Below are 17,994 nucleotides of genomic sequence, written 5' to 3'. Positions count from 1 at the left end.
GGATGTGGAGCCGGCGTCAGCCGGCGAAACCGGATTCGTCGACCATGGTCTGGCCGTCGACGACCACCAGACGGATGCGGTTCCGGTCCTGCAGGACCGTGATGTCGGACAGAGGGTCGCCGTCGATGACGACGAAATCGGCGCGCTTGCCTGCTTCCAGGCTGCCGATGCGGTCGTCCATACGCAGGAGCCGTGCACTGTTGAGCGTGGCGATGGAGATCGCCTCGATCGGCGGAACGCCCATCTCCACCAGGTAGACAAGTTCGTCGAGATTGTTGCCGTGGTCGGTGAAGGGAACCCCGGAATCGGTGCCCATCGCCATTTTCACGCCGGCCTTGTAGGCGCGCTTGAAGCCGTCGATGTGGTGCTCGATCGCGGCTTCCGCCTTGGCCACCACCTCCGGCCGGATGCCGGCGGCCACGCCATGCCGCACCACGTTGCGCACCGCGGACGACGTCGCAACCAGATAGGTACCGCGCTCGAGCATCATTTCGATGCCCTCGTCGTCGATCAGGTAGCCGTGTTCGATGGAGTCGACGCCGGCGCGAACGGCATTCTTGATCGCGGTCGTGCCGTGGGCGTGCGCGCAGGCGGTCTTGCCGGCACGGTGCGCCTCCTCGACGCCCGCAGCCATCTCCTCGACCGTGAACTGCGGCGCGCCGATCTCGGAGCCCGGCGTCAGGATGCCGCCGCTGGCCACCAGCTTTACGTTGTCGGCGCCCGCCTTGAGCTGGCCGCGCGCGGCCCGACGCACGCCGTCCGGCCCATCGGCCTCCAGGCCGAGGCTCCAGCCGTGGCCGCCGGTCATGCAGATCATTACGCCGCTTAGGGCCAGACGCGGCGTCGCGCAGAGCCCCTGTGCCGCGGCCTGGCGCAAGGCGAAATCGATGCCGGCGCGCGAGCCGCAATCCCGAATCGTCGTCACGCCGGCTGCCAGAGTGCGCCGTGCGTTGCGCGCCGAGCGCAACACGGCGACCGCGTCGCTATCGGCAGCCGCCTGGGCTCTCGGGTCGCTCACGCCGTCATTGCGCAGATGGACGTGACAATCGATGAAGCCGGGCACGACAGTCTGTCCAGACAGATCCCGTTTCTCGATCAAACCGTGCTCTTCCGAAACGGGGCCTGCCCCAACGGAAGTGATCGCGCCGTCGTCTACAATAATGTCGCCGTGGAAAATTTTCCCCGTCCCGTCTATTATTTTGGCATTTGTATAAGCGATCGACAAAATCCTGCCCTTTTCCAATTTTTATCTTTAAAGAGCTTTTGATTGGCTCTTCGCGCCATATTGTCGAAAAGGGGGAACGATGCATAATGCCTTTTGTCGCCAAGGCCATACCCGTTCGGCATGACCTGCGTGACGCGGGCGGCCGATGACAGAGTCGGGGGACAACCGTGTCGGGGCACAACCGTCGCGCGCTTGCGACGATGCGGCTGCTCGTCAGGCACGGTTGCGTTTTGCTTGGGCGATACGGACAATTCCTTATGGATCTGAATCTGCGCGAAATCTCCTATTTCCTGAAAGTTACGGAACTCGGCAGCCTGGGAAGCGCGGCCGCGGCGCTCGCCATCAGCCAACCGGCCCTCAGCCGGGCGCTGAAACGGCTCGAGAACCGTCTGGGTGGCGAGCTGTTCGTGCGCCATACGCTTGGCGTGGACCTCACCGCGTTCGGTGAGGCGTTCGTGCCGCATGCGCGGATCCTGCGCGCTGACGCCGACCGCACCATCGCCGACCTGAACCTGCTGAAGGGCGCCGCGCGTGGCGTCGCGCGGGTGGGGATCGTGCCCAGCGCGGCGAGCTTCGTGCTGCCGCCTGTGTTCGAGCGCGCCCTGCGACGGGCGCCGGAGATCGAGATCCATGTCGTCGAAGCGCCAAGCATGCAGCTCGCCGCGGAACTCGAGCACGGCAACATCGATTTCGCTATCGCCAGCGCGCTGCCAACCCAAAACACCGAAACGATCACCGTCAGCGATCTGCTGAGGGAACAGATGTTCGTGGTCGCGCGCTGCAGCCATCCCCTGGCGGGGGGCGATCCGTGCACGGTCGACGACCTCATGCGCTTTCCCTGGATCGTACCCGAGAGGGGCAACGCCATCCTGCTTGAGCTTCGCAAGATGTTCATGCGCGGCGGCGTCGAGCCACCGCGCGCCAGCGTGGCGTCCAATTCCGTCCACACACTGAAACTGACGGTCGCCTCGTCGGATTTCCTTACAATGCTGCCGGCCATGGCATTTCGCCACGAGGAAGAGCAAGGGCTGCTCGCGCCGGTCAGGATCGAGCTTCCGGACATGTTTCGCGACCTCTGCGTCCTGCGCCGCGCCGCACGCCCGCTGTTGCCGGCGGCGAATCTCGTTCTGTCCGAGATCCGAGACCTGGTCACCTCCGGCAAGGGGGCGCTGCAGGAGCCCCTAGTGCGGCCGGACAAGCCCCTTCTGACCCAACCCAAGGAACGCGGGCCGGGCGTCTCCTACGTCAACGGCCTGCCGCACGCCGGCCCGCGCTGATCTGTCCGCGAAAGCCTCGGCTGTCGGCACTTGGCGCCTTCGGCGCGCCCGGGCGGATGGCGGGAGCTTCGGGCGTCGGCATGTCGAGCTGGAAGGCGCCGCGGAGTCACGCACGTTGATGCGATAGCCAGCCGGGACACCTGCGTGCCTACCGCGCTCTCCCGTTAAGTTTCGCGGCGACAACGGGCCGACAGGGCTCGGGCGGCTACCCGGATCAATCCCGACCCTTAGCCATATTCTCCTAAGGTCTCATCCGAATGCGGATGGACTATCCACCTTTCGTTCGGTGCCGTAGCGAAAGGTAGGCTCGTTCCATCGCATTCACCCCTGTTCCTGACGCGTCGTTCCGTCACACTTTGCTGGCGTTGTTTGCCGCCAACCGACATGCCGGTCCTTGAAGCTTCGGGTTGTCACAGTTTGATCCCCTGCCAACAAAAACCGGGCTTGTCATCGCGTCGGCACAGCTGCTGGACCTGCTCTACGGTTCTGGTCGACCGCCGCCGACCGGAAGCGAACAACACAATGGTTCGAATGGGGGGCGTGTCGGCTGCCACCGGAAGGGTTCACGGAGCATAGGATGCGGCATCGAATTTTCACATATTTCGGGCTGCTTTTCGCGCTCTTGCTGATATTCGCGTCTGCCGAAGCGAAGAAACCCATAGAACTGAAGAAATTCGGCGCCGAATTCACGGTTTCGAAAGACGGGTATCGCCCGGACGTGGCCGAGTTGAATGACGGCGGCTTCGTCGTTGTCTGGCGCGCCGGCTCCCCGAATGGCGTAAAGGCCCAACGCTACAATTCCCAAGGCAAGAAAGTCGGTGAGACACTCGACGTTCTCAGGGAGTCCCAGGAATTCCTGAATCCGGTCGTCGCAGGTCTGGCTACGGGCGGCTTCGTCGTCGCCTATGAGTACGACGACGGATCCGGGCTCGGCGTCTATGTCCAGCGCTTTACCGCCGACGGCGAGCGGGCCGGCGAACCCGCCCGGGCAAATACGTACAGGCTGAACGATCAGTACTATCCGACGATCGCGGGCCTAAAGGATGGCAGTTTCGCCGTTGTTTGGAACTCGCGCTATCAAGACCAGGCCTACACCGCAATCATCGGGCGGCTGTTTTCCAAGACCGGCGTCCCCAAGGGGGGCGAATTTCGCGTTGATACGACGTACCCAAATTTTTCGCATGAGTATCCGGCCGTCGGTGCGCTCAATAGCGGCGGTTTTGTCGTCGCGTGGAACGCCAACGGGGCGATTCGCGCTCAGCGCTACACCTCGCGCGGCAGAAAGCGCGGCAAGGGTTTCCTCGTCGATGCCTCCGATGCGACCGCCCTGCTCTCACCCAACCTCGACGGCGGCCATGCCGACGGCGGTGACGGCGTCCAGGGCGCCCAGAGCATTCCCGACGTCGCCGGGATCGCCAAGAACCGCTTTGTCATCACCCGCCAGGCGGCCGGTGAAGATGGTGACGACGACCGCTCAGGCGTGTTTGTCCATCGTTACAAACGGAACGGAAGGCCGACCGGCGACCAAATCGTGGTCAACAAAAAAGCCGCCGGATTCCAGGGCAACCATACCGTCACCGGTCTGAACAACGGCGGCTTCGCCATTGTTTGGGGGGGCGAGAACGGCGTTCGCGGCCAGATCTTCAACGCCAAGGCCAAGAAGACCCGCAAGGCCTTCAAGATCAACAAGTCGGCGGCCCCCTCCGGCGCGCTTCCCGCCATCGCCGCCTACGGGCAGACCGGCTTCGTCGCGGTCTGGTGGTCTGGCGACGGGATCAAGGGCCGGCGTTTCGGTGGACTGCAGGAGCCCGGCAAGGACGGCAAACGCGGGATCAAGAACGGTACGAAGACCGGGGCGCAGAGCGACGGCGCAGGTCCCGACCAGGGCGCCGGCACCGTTTCGGTGATCGAAACCTCCCACCTCAACCGGATCGCCCTGGAAAACGAGCTCCCGGGAACGCCGCGATCCGTCTGGGGCGTCGATGACGACGGCGACGAGAACATCCAGGGCTTTCCCACCGACATCAGCGTCAATGTGGGTGAGACGGTCGACTTCAAGATCAACACCGATTCGACCGACTACCGGATCGACATCTATCGGATCGGCTACTACGGCGGCGATGGCGCCAGGCTCGTCGACACCATGGTCAGGCAACTGGCGCAGCCTCAGGTGCAGCCGGCACCGCTTGTCGAGGCCGCCCGAGGACTTGTCGACGCCGGAAATTGGGCGGTTTCGGCGAGCTGGACGGTTCCGACGGATGCGGTGTCCGGCATCTACTTCGCCAGGCTTGAACGCCAGGACGCGACACCGGGCGTCAGCATGATGCCCTTCATCGTGCGCGATGACGCGGCGTCGACCGATATCGTCTTCCAGACCTCCGACACCACGTGGCATGCCTACAATGCCTGGGGCGGCGCCAGCCTGTATGAAAACCAGCTGCAGGGCGGGGTCGACAGCCGCGGCTATGCCGTTTCCTACAATCGGCCGTACAAGATCAACACGAGCGTCTATGGCGGGCCTTGGGACTACATCTTCACCGGCGAGTACGCGGCGATCCGCTGGCTGGAGCGGAACGGCTATGATGTCTCCTATATCTCCGGCGTCGACGTCGCGCGGTCGGGCAATCTCCTTCTGAACCACAAGGTTTTCCTCTCGGTCGGCCACGACGAATACTGGTCGGCCGAACAGCGCGCCAACGTCGAGGCCGCCCGGGATGCAGGGGTGAATCTCGCATTCTGGTCCGGCAACACGTCTTTCTGGAAGACGCGCTGGGAACCGAGCATCGACGGATCGGGAACCGACTTCCGTACGCTGATCACCTACAAGGAAACGAGAGCCAATACCGACATCGATCCAAGCCCGATCGCGACCGGTACGTGGCGCGATCCGCGGTTCCAGGACCCTGGCCAGGAGCCGGAAAACTCGTTGATGGGAACGATGTTCACCGTCGACAGCTACCGCACCGACATGCTCGACATCCCCTACGAGATGTCGCGGTTCCGGTTCTGGAACAACACGTCCGTCGCGGGGCTGCAGCCGGGGCAGACGGCGACGCTTCTTCCCCCCCTCCTCGGCTACGAGTGGGATTCCGACGTCGATAACGGCTATCGCCCGGCCGGCCTCGTAAACCTGTCCGCGTCGACGGTTTCCGTGAATTCCTATCTTCGCGACTACGGCCTGACCACCGGCGACAATCCAGCGGTCCCGCACAGCCTGACCATGTACCGCGCGCCAAGTGGAGCACTGGTCTTCAGCGCGGCGACCGTCTATTGGGCCTTCGGGCTCGATACCGAGCACGACGCCGACCAGATGCCGGCCGATCCCGACATCCGCCAGGCGATGGTCAACATGTTCGCCGACATGGGCGTCCAGCCGACCACGCTCGCCCCAGGGCTCGTTCCCGCCGTCGAAACGACCGATCTGCAGGCGCCGGCTTCCACGATCTCAACGCCTACGGCGGGTGCCGGTTTTGTCGAAGGCGAACGCGTCACCATCACCGGCACGGCCGCCGATGCGGGCGGCGGCAGGGTCGCTGGTGTCGAGGTCTCTGTCGATGGCGGCGAAACCTGGTTCAAGGCGACCGGCCGCGAAGCCTGGTCCTTTGTCTGGGCGGTGCAGGAGGCCGGAAACTACACGATCCAGTCGCGTGCCGTGGACGACAGTTACCGGGTCGAGACGCCGTCCGCCGGCCGGCAGGTCACCGTCACCCTGCCGGAGACTTCGAGCCTCTGGACGCTCTCGGCCAGGCCCGACCAAGAAGCCGTGATGGACTATTCGCCGCTGGAGTTGGGCGTACGCTTCAGCGCGTCGACCTCGGGGACCATTTCCGCAATCCGCTTCTACAAGGGGCCCTTGAACATAGGCACCCACATCGTTCGACTGTGGACGGGAACGGGCACCCTCCTCGCCTCCGGTACGTCAACGAATGAACCCTATAGCGGCTGGCAGAGCGTAACGCTGGATACGCCCGTCCAAATCAACGCCGGCACCACCTACGTCGCGTCCTATTCCTCGGACGGCCTCTATTCCACCACCAGCAACTACTTCAGCAGCACGTACACGCGCGGGCCGCTTTCGGTGCAGGCGGGCGGCAGCGTCTATGCCTACGGTTCCTCCGGCACGTTCCCGCAATTCAGCTATCAGAACGAAAACTACTGGGTCGATGTGGTCTTCGAGCCCAGCGAGCCAAGCGCCAATCAATCGCCGGTCGCGGTGAACGACAGTGGCTTCACGACGCCGCAGGACACGCCGCTGGCCCTGTCGACCGTGCTCCTGCTGGCCAACGACAGCGATCCGGACGGCGACACGCTCACCGTCACCGGCGTTTCGGCGCCGTCGAACGGCACGGTGTCGCTCAATTCCGGCACGGTCACGTTCACGCCCGCGACCGGCTATACAGGGCCTGCCGGCTTCACCTACGCGATTTCCGACGGGCGCGGCGGCACGGCATCGGCGACTGTGGCGCTGACAGTGACGACGGCAACGCCGCCAGGCGAAGGCATCAGCCTGTTCGCGCCGACCGATACCCCTGCGATCCTGGCCGACGTCGATCCGAGCCCGGTCGAGCTCGGCGTCAAGTTCACCGCCTCCACCGCCGGTACGGTGACCGCGATCCGCTACTACAAGAGCGCCCTGGACAGCGGCACGCATGTCGGCTCGCTGTGGACGTCCACGGGAACCCGATTGGCGCAGGTCACCTTCACCGGCGAGACCAATTCCGGCTGGCAGCAAGCGACGCTGGCGACACCCGTGCCGCTCACGGCGGGCACGACCTACGTCGTCTCGTACCATTCCAACGGGCGCTATCCGGCCACGGCGAACTTCTTCAACAGCGCCCATACGAACGGGCCACTGACCGCCCCGTCGAGCGGTTCGTCGGGCGGCAACGGCGTCTATCTCTACGGCTCGGGCGGGTTCCCGACGCAGACCTACAGCGCGACGAACTATTGGGCCGACATCGTCTTCGTCCCGGCGGCGGGCAGCAACCAGCCGCCGGTCGCGGTGAACGACGGCGGCTTCACGACGTCGCAGAACACGCCGCTGGCTCTGTCGACGGCCACGCTGCTCGCCAACGACAGCGATCCGGATGACGACCCACTCACCGTCACCGGCGTCTCGGCGCCGTCGAACGGAACGGTGTCGCTCAATTCCGGCACGGTCACGTTCACGCCGGCGACCGGCTATTCGGGGCCTGCCGGCTTTACCTACACGATCTCCGATGGCCAGGGCGGTTCGGCGTCGGCCACGGTGTCGCTGACCGTCTCGCCGGCGCCGAACCAGCCGCCGGTTGCGGTGAACGACAGCGGCTTCACCACACCGCAGGACACGCCGCTGGCCCTGTCGACCGGGTTGCTGCTCGCCAACGACAGCGACCCGGACGGCGACCCGCTGACCGTCACCGCCGTTTCGGCGCCGTCGAACGGCTCTGTCTCGCTCAGTTCCGGCACGGTCACGTTCACGCCGGCGACCGGCTATACGGGCCCTGCCGGCTTCACCTACGCGATCTCGGACGGGCGCGGCGGCACGGCATCGGCCACGGTGGCGCTGACGGTAACGACGGTTACACCGCCGGGCGAAGGCATCAGCCTGTTCGCGCCGACCGACACCCCCGCGATCCTCGCCGACGTCGATCCCAGCCCGGTCGAGCTCGGCGTCAAGTTCACCACGTCCACCGCCGGTACGGTGACCGCGATCCGCTATTACAAGAGCGCCCTGGACACCGGCACGCATGTCGGCTCGCTGTGGACAGCTGGCGGAACGCGGCTGGCGCAGGTCATCTTCACCGGCGAGACCTCATCGGGCTGGCAGCAGGCGACGCTGGCGAGCCCGGTGCCGCTCACGGCGGGAACGACCTACGTCGTCTCGTACCATTCCAACGGACGCTATCCGGCCACGGCAAACTTCTTCAACGGAGCACACACGAACGGGCCTCTGACCGCCCCGTCGAGCGGTTCGTCGGGAGGCAACGGGGTCTATCTCTATGGTTCGGGCGGGTTCCCGACGCAGACCTACAACGCCACGAACTATTGGGCCGACATCGTCTTCGTCCCGGCGGTAGGCAGCAACCAGCCGCCGGTCGCGGTGAACGACAGCGGCTTCACGACGGCTCAGAACACGCCGCTGGCTCTGTCGACGGCGACGCTGCTCGCCAACGACAGCGATCCGGACGGCGACCCCCTTACCGTCACCGGCGTCTCGGCGCCGTCGAACGGCACGGTGTCGCTCAACTCCGGCACGGTCACGTTCACGCCGGCGACCGGCTATTCCGGGCCTGCCGGCTTCACCTACACGATCTCCGACGGCCAGGGCGGTTCGGCGTCGGCCACCGTGTCGCTGACCGTCTCGCCGGCCGCCAACCAGCCACCGGTCGCGGTGAACGACAGCGGCTTCACGACGTCGCAGGACACGCCACTGGCGTTGTCGACCGCGCTGCTGCTGGCCAACGACAGCGATCCGGACGGCGACCCGCTGACCGTCACCGGCGTCTCGGCGCCGTCGAACGGCTCTGTCTCGCTCAATTCCGGCACGGTCACGTTCACGCCGGCGACCGGCTATACGGGCCCCGCCGGCTTCACCTACGCGATCTCCGACGGGCGCGGCGGCACGGCATCGGCCACGGTGTCGCTGACCGTCTCGCCGGCCCCGAACCAGCCGCCGGTGGCGGTGAACGACAGCGGCTTCGCAACGCCGCAGGATACGCCGCTGGCGTTGTTGACCGCGTTGCTGCTTGCCAACGACAGCGATCCGGACGGCGACCCGCTCACGGTCACTGGCGTCTCGGCGCCGTCGAACGGCACGGTGTCGCTCAATTCCGGCACGGTCACCTTCACCCCGACGACCGGCTATACAGGGCCTGCCGGCTTCACATACGCGATCTCCGACGGGCGCGGCGGCTCGGCATCGGCAACGGTGGCACTGACAGTGACGACGGTAACGCCGCCGGTTGAGGGCGTCAGCCTGTTCGCGCCGACCGATACCCCCGCCATCCTGTCCGCCAACGATCCGAGTCCGGTCGAACTCGGCGTCAAGTTCACCACGTCAACCGCAGGGGCGGTGACCGCCATCCGCTACTACAAGGGGACACAGGATACCGGCGCGCATATCGGCTCGCTGTGGACATCCACGGGAACGCGACTGGCGCAGATCACCTTTACCGGAGAAAGCAGTTCTGGCTGGCAGCAGGCGACGCTGGCGAGCCCGGTATCGCTGACGGCGGGCGCGACCTACGTCGTCTCGTATCATTCCAACGGGGGCTACGCCGCCACGCTCAACTATTTCACGACGGCGCGTACGAGCGGGCCACTGACCGCCCCGTCGAGCGGGTCGTCAGGCGGCAACGGCGTCTATCTCTACGGTTCGGGAGGGTTCCCGACGCAGACCTACAACGCGACGAACTATTGGGTGGACGTGGTTTTCGAACAGAGTTCGAGCCAGAGCGCGAGCCTGGAGTGACCCGAAACCCGATCTAGATTGGAGAACCGCTTCCGAGCTTCGATGCGCTTTTTGCATGTCATCGCCGTCTTCCTGAGCGTCTTCGTTCTTAGCGGGATCGCGGTTGCGGATACCCCTGGTGCGCGGCATCCCTCGCCGCTCGACGACCCGGCATTCTTCACATTGGCCGTCTGGCTGCAGAACCCCGCCAATGCCTGGAGGTATCGGGCCGCCGGCATCAATACCTATGTCGGCCTTTGGGATGGACCGACCGAAGGGCAACTCGCCGAACTGAAACAGGCCGGTCTGTTCGTTGTCGCCGAGCAGAACGACGTCGCTCTTTCGAGCCCCGACAACGACATCGTCATCGCCTGGATGCACGGTGACGAGCCGGATAATGCGCAACCTTTGCCCTTCAAACTGGGCTATGGGCAGCCGATCCCCCCGGACGCGGTCGTTGCCGACTACCACGAAATGAAGCAGCGCGACCCGACCCGACCCGTGTTCCTGAATCTCGGCCAGGGGGTGGCCTGGGATGGCTGGCACGGGCGCGGTGCGCGAAGCGGCCATCCGGAGGACTACCCGCGCTATGTAAAGGGGGGCGATATCGTCTCTTTCGACATCTATCCTGCGGTCAGTCCTCATCCGGAGGTCGCCGGAAAGCTGGAATTCGTTGCGCGCGGCGTCGCGCGATTGCGAGGCTGGGCCGGTCCCGAGCAGATCATATGGAACTGCATCGAAGCCAGCCGTATCGGCAATCTCGAGAGGAAGCCCTCACCGGACCAGATCCGCGCCGAGGTCTGGATGGCGCTGGTCCACGGCTCGAAGGGGCTGATCTACTTCGTCCACCAGTTCCAGCCGAACTTCGTCGAGGCGTCGCTGCTCCAGGATCGAGAACTGTTCGATGCCATCGCAGGGATCAACAAGCAGATACTGGACCTTGCTCCTGTCCTGAACTCTCCCTCGATAGACGATGCCGTCGAGATCGAAACGGATGCGGGCTCTTCGGCGGTAGCCGCTATGGTCAAGCGGCACGACGGCGCCCTCTATCTCTTCGCGGTCGCCATGAGCGATCGCGGGGCCAAGGCGACGTTTTCGCTTCGGCAGGCCGAGCAGTCCAATGTGGACGTGATTGGCGAGGGGCGGTCGATCACCTTGTCGAGTGAAGCGACTTTCAAGGACATATTCGAACCGTACGCGGTCCATCTCTACAGGATCGACTGATGGTCCGTCGTCGCCTGCGCGGTTTGCGGCCGGTTTGCAATGTATCCGGGACGCGACCAACACCACGAGCGGCCGTCATTACTTCGTCGATGGGGCGCTTAGTCGCCGCATAACCCGCTGTTTTTGGCAATAGTGCTGTGAACGTGCGCCTGATTGTCGCACCCTGGGGGCTGTGGTAGCGTTTTCAATTCGCGATCGGACCAGCCTTATCGGTCTTTACCGTCCATGTCCGGCCGGCCCGGGGTCACGGCAGGTCCCCGCCGCAACCAGACATCGAAAGAGAATGCGTGAAACGGACGGTTCAAGTCCGAAGCGGTAGCGGAATCGCGGGGAAACGAGGCAGTCGCCACGTAAATCGGGCGATCCCTCACATAAGTCAGACGGGGAGGAAATATGCTGAAAAGACTGATCCTAGGCAGTTTCGCTGTCGCAGCGCTGGCATTGCCGGCTCAGGCGCAGGTCAAGGTGAAACTCGAGCCCTTCGTCACCGGCGTGAACACGCCGCTGGCAATGGTACAGGTGCCCGGCGAGAACCGCATGTTCGTCATCGAGCAGTTCGGCCGCGTCCGGGTTATCGAAAACGGCGAGCTGTTGCCCGAGCCGCTGATCGATATCCGCAACAAGCTGCCCAAGCTTTACTCGGATTTCGACGAGCGTGGCCTGCTCGGCATCGCCTTGCATCCCGACTTCGCCAACAACGGCAAGTTCTATCTGGCCCACAGCACGCCGGTCGATTTCCAGCTCGATCTGGCCAAGGAGTTTTGGTGGGACCACACCAACGTGGTCGAGGAATACCAGATCTCCTCAGACGACCCGAACGTCGCCGACGGTTCGACCGTGCGTAAGATCTCGTCGATCGATTGGCCGCAGTTCAACCACAACGGCCACTGGATCGGCTTCGGTACGGACGGCATGCTTTATGTCTCGACGGGCGACGGCGGCTACGCCAACGACTGGGGCATCGGCCACAACGTGACCGAGGGCAACGGCCAGGACAACAGCCAGCTGCATGGCAAGATCCTGCGCGTCGATGTCGACAACCCGTCCGAGGGCAGGCCCTACGGCATTCCCGACGGCAACCTGGCGGCCGGCAATCCGGACATCGCGCCGGAGATCTGGGCGACCGGCTTCCGCAATCCCTGGCGGTGCTCGTTCGACATGGCCGACGGCCGGCTGTTCTGCGGCGACGTGCAGCAGAACTCCTTCGAAGAGGTCAATATCGTCGAGGCCGGCAAGAACTACGGCTGGCGCAAGATGGAGGCCAACCACTGCTTCGACTACGTCAACCCGAACGATCATCCGGCAGAATGCGGTGATACCTCCGGGTTCACGCCACCGATCCTCGAGTACAACAACTGCACCGCCAAGCCGGACGGCTGCAAGGGTATCTCGGTGACCGGCGGCTTCGTCTACCGCGGCGCGCATGATCCGTGGAAGGGCAAGTACATCTTCGGTGACTGGTCGAAGAACTTCGGTGCGATGGACGGCCAGATCTTCGTCGCTTCGGAAGGGTCCGACGGCAAGTGGACGATGGAAGTGGCCGAGGTTGTGGGCATGGACACCGTGCCTTATGTCCTGGCTTTCGCGCAGGATGCTGACGGCGAGGTCTACGCCCTGACGTCGATCACGACCGGTCCGGTCGGCAGCCTCGACACGATCTACAAGATCGTGCCGGCGAACTGATCGGAGCTAGCACTGAAACGCCATTCGATCGGGTGGCGGACCGTCCCGGCGTCCTTTGGCGCCGGGACATCTATCTTACCCAAGATCACTAGCGGGACCCGGCAGACTGTCCGGCCATCCCGGCAGACGGTACGGGAGACACAGGAATGCGTAACCGCGTCATCGCGGCAGCCACAGGAGTCGCCCTCGTCGCCATGCTCGTCGCGGCACAGAGCCGGGCCGACGAAGACGAGATCGTGGTGGAGGACGTCGAGTTCACCGACGCGTACATGAGCGATTCCGCCAACATCAAACAGGGTCACGAGATCTGGGTGGAGCAGTGCCAGCACTGCCACGGATCCAAGGCCTATCCCGGCAAGGCGCCGAAGCTGAAGCCCAGGAAATACAAGCCGGACTTCGTGTTCTACAGGGTGACGAAAGGCTTCAAGGGCATGCCGCCCTGGAAGGATGTCTATTCCCTCGAGGAGCGGATGGCCGTCGTCTCCTACGTGATGAGCAAGGAATTCTCGCCGTAAGCTCTAGGTCGCGCCAGCGAGGTCATCAAGCTCGCCCCGGTGCTCCCGCATATAGATGCGGAACCAGGGGGCGTAGGCATCGGGACGGGCGGCAATGTCCGTCTCGATTTCATAGAGGCTCATCCAGGCGATCTCCTCCACTTCCTCCGGATCGGGGACCACGGGCGGCCCGTCCGCGGGCAAGCGCCCGTGAAACCGGTGCACGATCTCGTTTTCGTAGAGGTCGCCCACCGGTGCCTGGTATTCGACGATCCCGAATGGCTGCAGGACGACGCTGAAGCCGAGTTCCTCGCGCAGGCGCCTGTCGGCGCAATCATCCGCGCTCTCGTCCCAGCGCGGATGCGAACAGCAGGTGTTCGCCCAAAGATGCGGCGAGTGATATTTCCCGGCCGCGCGTTTCTGTAGCAACAGCTTGCCGTCGCGAAAGACGAAGATGGAGACGGCCATGTGCCGGATGTTGTGCAGATGGGCGTCGAGCTTGCCGATCTGGCGCCGCATACCGTCTGCGTCGATCGCGACGATCACGTCATCGGCATCCGCGGGCCTCGGCCGGGTTCGTTCATTGGGATCGAGACGAGGCGGCGCGGTCATGGCGTGGCCCTCGCCTGCAGGCTGCGAATGACATACCACACCGGCAAAGGCAGCAGGGCCGCGAGCACGAGGGTCAAAAGCGGCCGGTCGGCGCCGTAGTAGCCTGCCGTCGCGAAGGCGAAGGCAAGCGGGATTACACCGCTCAGCATCGCCAGGACGAACCGGTGAAACGGCATGCGGGCCAGGCCGGCCATGCACGATATCACCTCCGGCAGGATGGGCAGCCAACGCGAGGCGGCGACAAGCCAGCCGCCGGAATTCGCGAACAGGCGCTCGCCTTCCTCGACCCCATCCTCGCCGATCAGCCAGCGCGCCACCGGACGTCCGAACCGCCGGCTTGCGCCGTACCCGACGAGCCCGGCCATGACGAGGCCGACGGTTGCCACGGCGCCCCCCAGCAACGGGCCGTACAGGATGCCGCCCGCGGCGATAACCGCTGTGTTCGGCACCGGTATCAGCAGATCGACGACCAGAAGCGCGATGATGATCAGCCAGGCATAAGCAAGGCTGTCGCCGGCGGTTTCCACCAATGCCGCCGTCGACCACAGGCGGTCCGTGTGCTCTCCCCATATGGCGAAGGGGGCAGCGACGACGACCGCGAGCCCGATGAACAGGGCCAGCAGACGGATCATTCCGTCGATGCCGGCGAAACGGGTGGCGAGTGTCCTCATTCGATGATCAGCTTGTCCATGCCCCGCTGGGCTCCGGGCTCTTCGATCCTGGCTTCGCGTCCCCCGCGCAGGACGGAATTGCCCTCGTAGAGGGTGCGCTGGTCGATCGCGGGCGGATTGAGCCAGTCGTCTTCCTTTATCTGTCCGCTCTGGCCATAGGCGCTGAGCGCGTTCTGATAGCAGGCGAGCCGGACGTGTTCCTCCGGGACGCCGCTATCGAGGGCGAGCCTGGCTGTCTTCGGCACGCCGAGCGGATCGGAGATGCCCCAGTCGCAGGCTGAATCGACGATGATCCGCTCCGCTCCGTACTGGCGCAGGATCTCGACCATGCGGGCATTGCCCATCTTGGTCGAGGGATAGATCGAGAACGCCGCCCAGAAGCCACGATCCAGGACTTCGCGAACGGTCTCCTCGTTGTTGTGATCGACGACGACCATCGCGGGGTCGAGGCCGTGCTCGAGGCACACGTCCATGGAGCGGCTGGTACCGCGCTTCTTGTCGCGATGGGGCGTGTGGATCATCACCGGCAGCGCGAGTTCCTTGGCAAGATCGAGCTGCAGGCGGAAGTACTTGTCCTCCAGTTCCGTTTGCTCGTCGTAGCCGATCTCGCCAATGGCGACGACGGCTTCCTTCAGCGCGAAGCGCGGCAGGATCTCCATCACGCCTTCGGCCAGTTCCTGGTTGTTGGCCTCCTTCGAATTTAGGCCGATGGTGCAGTAGTGGCGAATGCCGAACTGGCCCGCGCGGAAGCGTTCGAAGCCGACGATGTGCGAAAGATAGTCGATATAGCTGCCGACATAGGTGCGTGGCTGACCGAGCCAGAAGGCCGGCTCGATCAAGGCGACGACTCCGGCGGCCGCCATGGCCTCGTAGTCGTCCGTCGTACGCGAGATCATGTGGGCGTGCGGATCGATGAACATCATGGTACGCGCTTCCTCCACTCCCTTTCGGCCGGCGTTTTCCGCGAGCCCTATTGTTCAAGTCGGACGTCCCGGTCAGGCCGGGACGACGTCTTTCCAGCGCAGCGTTCCGGCTTCGAGCGCGGCGGATTCGGCGGTCAGCCCGACAAGGATCGCTTTCGCTTCGGGCGCCCCGCTCGCGGTAAGGGCCAAGGCGGCGGCGGATCGTTCTTGCGGATCCGAACTGCCCGCGACGCGCTTCAGATCGGCGATCATGTCGCCTTCGGCGAACGGACCCACGCAGCGCCAGATCTCCGGCGTGATCTGCCGGCCGGCGGCCCAGCGCTCGTGGGCGTAGTCGCACATGATGCGGGCGAGCACCGGGTTGGCGCGATCATCGAGACCCTGGATGGGATCGAGCGTCGAGCCGATGAACAGCGCCTTCAGCACCATCTGGTTCCAACGGTTCTCGTCGAACTGTTCACGCGGATAGGGATTGCGGTGGGCGACGGCCTCGAACACGGCACGGACGTTGCCGCGCAGGCCCTCGCCGGCCTGGTCCACGAGTTTCTCCGGTGCCGGATAGAGCGGCAGGCCGGCGTACAGCGCGATCGCTTCGGCCACGTCGGCGGAGCGGCAAAGCTCCTTGTAGGCATCGAGAAACGCGGCTTCGTTCCCCGAGAACGCGAGCAACGCCAATACCCGGGCCGCCGTCTCTATCGTCCATAGGCTTGGATCCCACCCGGGCCGTGCCGCGTCAGCCGCGGCCAGGTCTCCGGCGGAGAGGTTCAGGTCGTCCTTGCCGAGGCGTCGCGGGATCATGCCAAGCGTGATGACGAGATCGCGGTCGCCGCTGGCATCGCGAAGCTTGCCAAGCTGCCCATCGAGCCATTCAAGGCTCTGCTCGGATACACGGCGGCTCAGCCACTCGTGCAGTAGATCCGTCGGTGTGCCCATACCGGTGCCGTTTATCGTTTTGTGCCGGCGATCCACCTGCCATGGCCGCCGCCTTGATCCGAAGTATAGGGGTGGGTTTCGGACGGTGAAAGACTGTGTCCTTGCCGCGCGCCGACAAGCACCATTAACCTGCGCCTATGAAATCGACCCTCGTCGTACTCGTCGTCGGACTGACGCCGTCCCTCATCGGCAAACACACGCCGAACCTCAAACGCCTCGCCGCTTCCGGTGGCATGCGCCCCCTGACAACCGTGCTGCCGGCGGTGACATGCACGGCGCAGTCGACGCTTCTGACCGGGCTGATGCCGTCCGGACACGGCGCCGTCGCCAACGGCTGGTATTTCCGCGATCTCTCCGAGGTATGGCTTTGGCGGCAATCGAACCGGCTGATCGGCGGCGAGAAGATCTGGGAGGCGGGGCGAAAGCGCGACGCCGCGTTTACCTGCGCCAAGATGTTCTGGTGGTACAACATGTACTCGTCGGCCGACTGGAGCGCGACGCCCAGGCCGATCTACTGCGCCGACGGTCGTAAGATCCCGGACCACTATGCCCATCCGTCGCAGCTGCGGGACGAGCTCGACGCGAAGCTGGGTCGGTTCCCCTTGTTCAAGTTCTGGGGGCCGGCGACGGACATCACTTCGTCGAAGTGGATCGCCGGTTCGACCGAGCATGTGATGGCGACCCGCGATCCGACACTGACGCTGTCCTACCTGCCCCATCTCGACTACGACATTCAGCGCTACGGGCCCGATCTCTCCCATCCGGCGGTACAGACGTCGCTGGAAGAGGTCGACGCCGTGGTCGGCGGGCTGATCGCGGCGGCCGAACGCGACGGACGGTCAGTGATCGTCGTGTCGGAGTACGGCATCACGCCGGTGAGCGATGCCATTCACATCAACCGCGCGTTCCGGCAGGCGGGTCTGCTCGCGGTGCGGGACGAACTCGGGCACGAACTGCTCGATGCCGGCGCGTCGCGGGCCTTCGCGGTGTCCGACCATCAGGTCGCCCATGTCTATGTCCGCGATCCGGCCGACACTTCTTCGGTGAAGTCCCTGCTCGAAAGCCTGGACGGCGTCGAGGTTGTGCTGGACGCGGATGGCAAACGGGAGAACGGGCTCGATCACGAGCGGTCCGGCGAACTGGTTGCCGTCTCGCGCGCGGACCGCTGGTTCAGCTACTACTACTGGCTCGACGACGACCACGCGCCGGACTTCGCGCGGCTGGTCGAGATCCATCGCAAGCCCGGCTACGATCCGGTCGAACTGTTCGTCGATCCCGCGATCCGCCATCCGAAGCTCGCGGTGGGCTGGCGGCTCGCCAAGCGGGCGATCGGGATGCGCAGCCTGCTTGACGTGATCTCGCTGAAGGACGTCAAGCTGGTGAAGGGCTCGCACGGGCGGCTGACGGAAGATCCGAACGACGGGCCGCTGGTCATGTCCAGCCGCGGCGATCTGCTGCCGGAAGGCGCCGTCGCCGCCACCGATTTCAAGGAACTGGTTCTGGAGCACGTCTTCGGCTGA

11 protein-coding genes are annotated in these 17,994 nt (G+C 64.7%); 6 read left to right on the top strand and 5 right to left on the bottom strand.

Annotated elements, in window-relative coordinates:
- Window positions 1-16: 16 nt before the first annotated feature.
- The gene (locus tag MUB46_RS19930) at window positions 17-1,099 is read right to left on the bottom strand and encodes a metal-dependent hydrolase family protein (protein WP_261617717.1); all 1,083 of its coding nucleotides are present in this window, start codon (window positions 1,097-1,099) and stop codon (window positions 17-19) included.
- Window positions 1,100-1,425: 326 nt separating this feature from the next.
- Between MUB46_RS19930 and MUB46_RS19925 the strand changes: the two genes are divergently transcribed.
- The 5 genes from MUB46_RS19925 to MUB46_RS19905 all read left to right on the top strand — a co-directional run bounded on the left by MUB46_RS19925 (window position 1,426) and on the right by MUB46_RS19905 (window position 13,356).
- Window positions 1,426-2,502, top strand: a complete 1,077-nt coding sequence (locus MUB46_RS19925) for a LysR family transcriptional regulator (protein ID WP_261617716.1) — start codon at window positions 1,426-1,428, stop codon at window positions 2,500-2,502.
- 577 nt (window positions 2,503-3,079) lie between these two features.
- The gene (locus MUB46_RS19920) at window positions 3,080-9,955 is read left to right on the top strand and encodes a DUF4082 domain-containing protein (RefSeq protein WP_261617715.1); all 6,876 of its coding nucleotides are present in this window, start codon (window positions 3,080-3,082) and stop codon (window positions 9,953-9,955) included.
- A 42-nt stretch (window positions 9,956-9,997) separates the two neighbouring features.
- Window positions 9,998-11,158, top strand: a complete 1,161-nt coding sequence (locus tag MUB46_RS19915) for a hypothetical protein (RefSeq protein WP_261617714.1) — start codon at window positions 9,998-10,000, stop codon at window positions 11,156-11,158.
- Between the two features lie 393 nt (window positions 11,159-11,551).
- Entirely contained in the window at window positions 11,552-12,841 is a 1,290-nt protein-coding gene (locus MUB46_RS19910) for a PQQ-dependent sugar dehydrogenase (protein ID WP_261617713.1), read from the top strand.
- Window positions 12,842-12,987: 146 nt separating this feature from the next.
- A complete protein-coding gene (locus tag MUB46_RS19905; protein WP_261617712.1) occupies window positions 12,988-13,356 on the top strand; it encodes a c-type cytochrome in 369 nt (122 codons plus the stop codon).
- Between the two features lie 3 nt (window positions 13,357-13,359).
- Here the strand turns inward: MUB46_RS19905 and MUB46_RS19900 are convergent, their stop codons facing one another.
- The 4 genes from MUB46_RS19900 to MUB46_RS19885 form a co-directional block, all read right to left on the bottom strand.
- Window positions 13,360-13,947: an isopentenyl-diphosphate Delta-isomerase gene (locus tag MUB46_RS19900; protein WP_261617711.1), complete on the bottom strand. Its 588-nt coding sequence runs from the start codon at window positions 13,945-13,947 to the stop codon at window positions 13,360-13,362.
- Complete coding sequence (locus MUB46_RS19895; protein WP_261617710.1) at window positions 13,944-14,618, bottom strand: TVP38/TMEM64 family protein; 675 nt, start codon at window positions 14,616-14,618, stop codon at window positions 13,944-13,946. Before MUB46_RS19895 ends, MUB46_RS19900 begins: the two co-directional genes overlap by 4 nt.
- Window positions 14,615-15,541, bottom strand: coding sequence for a TatD family hydrolase (locus MUB46_RS19890; RefSeq protein ID WP_261617709.1), 927 nt, complete (start codon window positions 15,539-15,541; stop codon window positions 14,615-14,617). Before MUB46_RS19890 ends, MUB46_RS19895 begins: the two co-directional genes overlap by 4 nt.
- A gap of 72 nt (window positions 15,542-15,613) precedes the next feature.
- Window positions 15,614-16,474, bottom strand: a complete 861-nt coding sequence (locus MUB46_RS19885; protein WP_261617708.1) for an EboA domain-containing protein — start codon at window positions 16,472-16,474, stop codon at window positions 15,614-15,616.
- A 137-nt stretch (window positions 16,475-16,611) separates the two neighbouring features.
- Between MUB46_RS19885 and MUB46_RS19880 the strand changes: the two genes are divergently transcribed.
- Window positions 16,612-17,994, top strand: coding sequence for an alkaline phosphatase family protein (locus MUB46_RS19880; protein ID WP_261617707.1), 1,383 nt, complete (start codon window positions 16,612-16,614; stop codon window positions 17,992-17,994).

The sequence above is a fragment of the Microbaculum marinisediminis genome (assembly GCF_025397915.1).
GTDB lineage: Bacteria > Pseudomonadota > Alphaproteobacteria > Rhizobiales > Tepidamorphaceae > Microbaculum > Microbaculum marinisediminis.
Note: the sequence above shows the minus strand (reverse complement) of the source record. Positions and strands in the feature narration are given on the sequence as shown.

Bases quoted from the DNA above. Each gene is read 5' to 3' on its own strand.
- MUB46_RS19895 (WP_261617710.1), bottom strand. From the start codon at position 14,618: ATGAGGACACTCGCCACCCGTTTCGCCGGCATCGACGGAATGATCCGT.
- MUB46_RS19890 (WP_261617709.1), bottom strand. From the start codon at position 15,541: ATGATGTTCATCGATCCGCACGCCCACATGATCTCGCGTACGACGGAC.
- MUB46_RS19885 (WP_261617708.1), bottom strand. From the start codon at position 16,474: ATGGGCACACCGACGGATCTACTGCACGAGTGGCTGAGCCGCCGTGTA.
- MUB46_RS19900 (WP_261617711.1), bottom strand. From the start codon at position 13,947: ATGACCGCGCCGCCTCGTCTCGATCCCAATGAACGAACCCGGCCGAGG.
- MUB46_RS19920 (WP_261617715.1), top strand. From the start codon at position 3,080: ATGCGGCATCGAATTTTCACATATTTCGGGCTGCTTTTCGCGCTCTTG.
- MUB46_RS19880 (WP_261617707.1), top strand. From the start codon at position 16,612: ATGAAATCGACCCTCGTCGTACTCGTCGTCGGACTGACGCCGTCCCTC.
- MUB46_RS19925 (WP_261617716.1), top strand. From the start codon at position 1,426: ATGCGGCTGCTCGTCAGGCACGGTTGCGTTTTGCTTGGGCGATACGGA.
- MUB46_RS19905 (WP_261617712.1), top strand. From the start codon at position 12,988: ATGCGTAACCGCGTCATCGCGGCAGCCACAGGAGTCGCCCTCGTCGCC.
- MUB46_RS19910 (WP_261617713.1), top strand. From the start codon at position 11,552: ATGCTGAAAAGACTGATCCTAGGCAGTTTCGCTGTCGCAGCGCTGGCA.
- MUB46_RS19915 (WP_261617714.1), top strand. From the start codon at position 9,998: ATGCGCTTTTTGCATGTCATCGCCGTCTTCCTGAGCGTCTTCGTTCTT.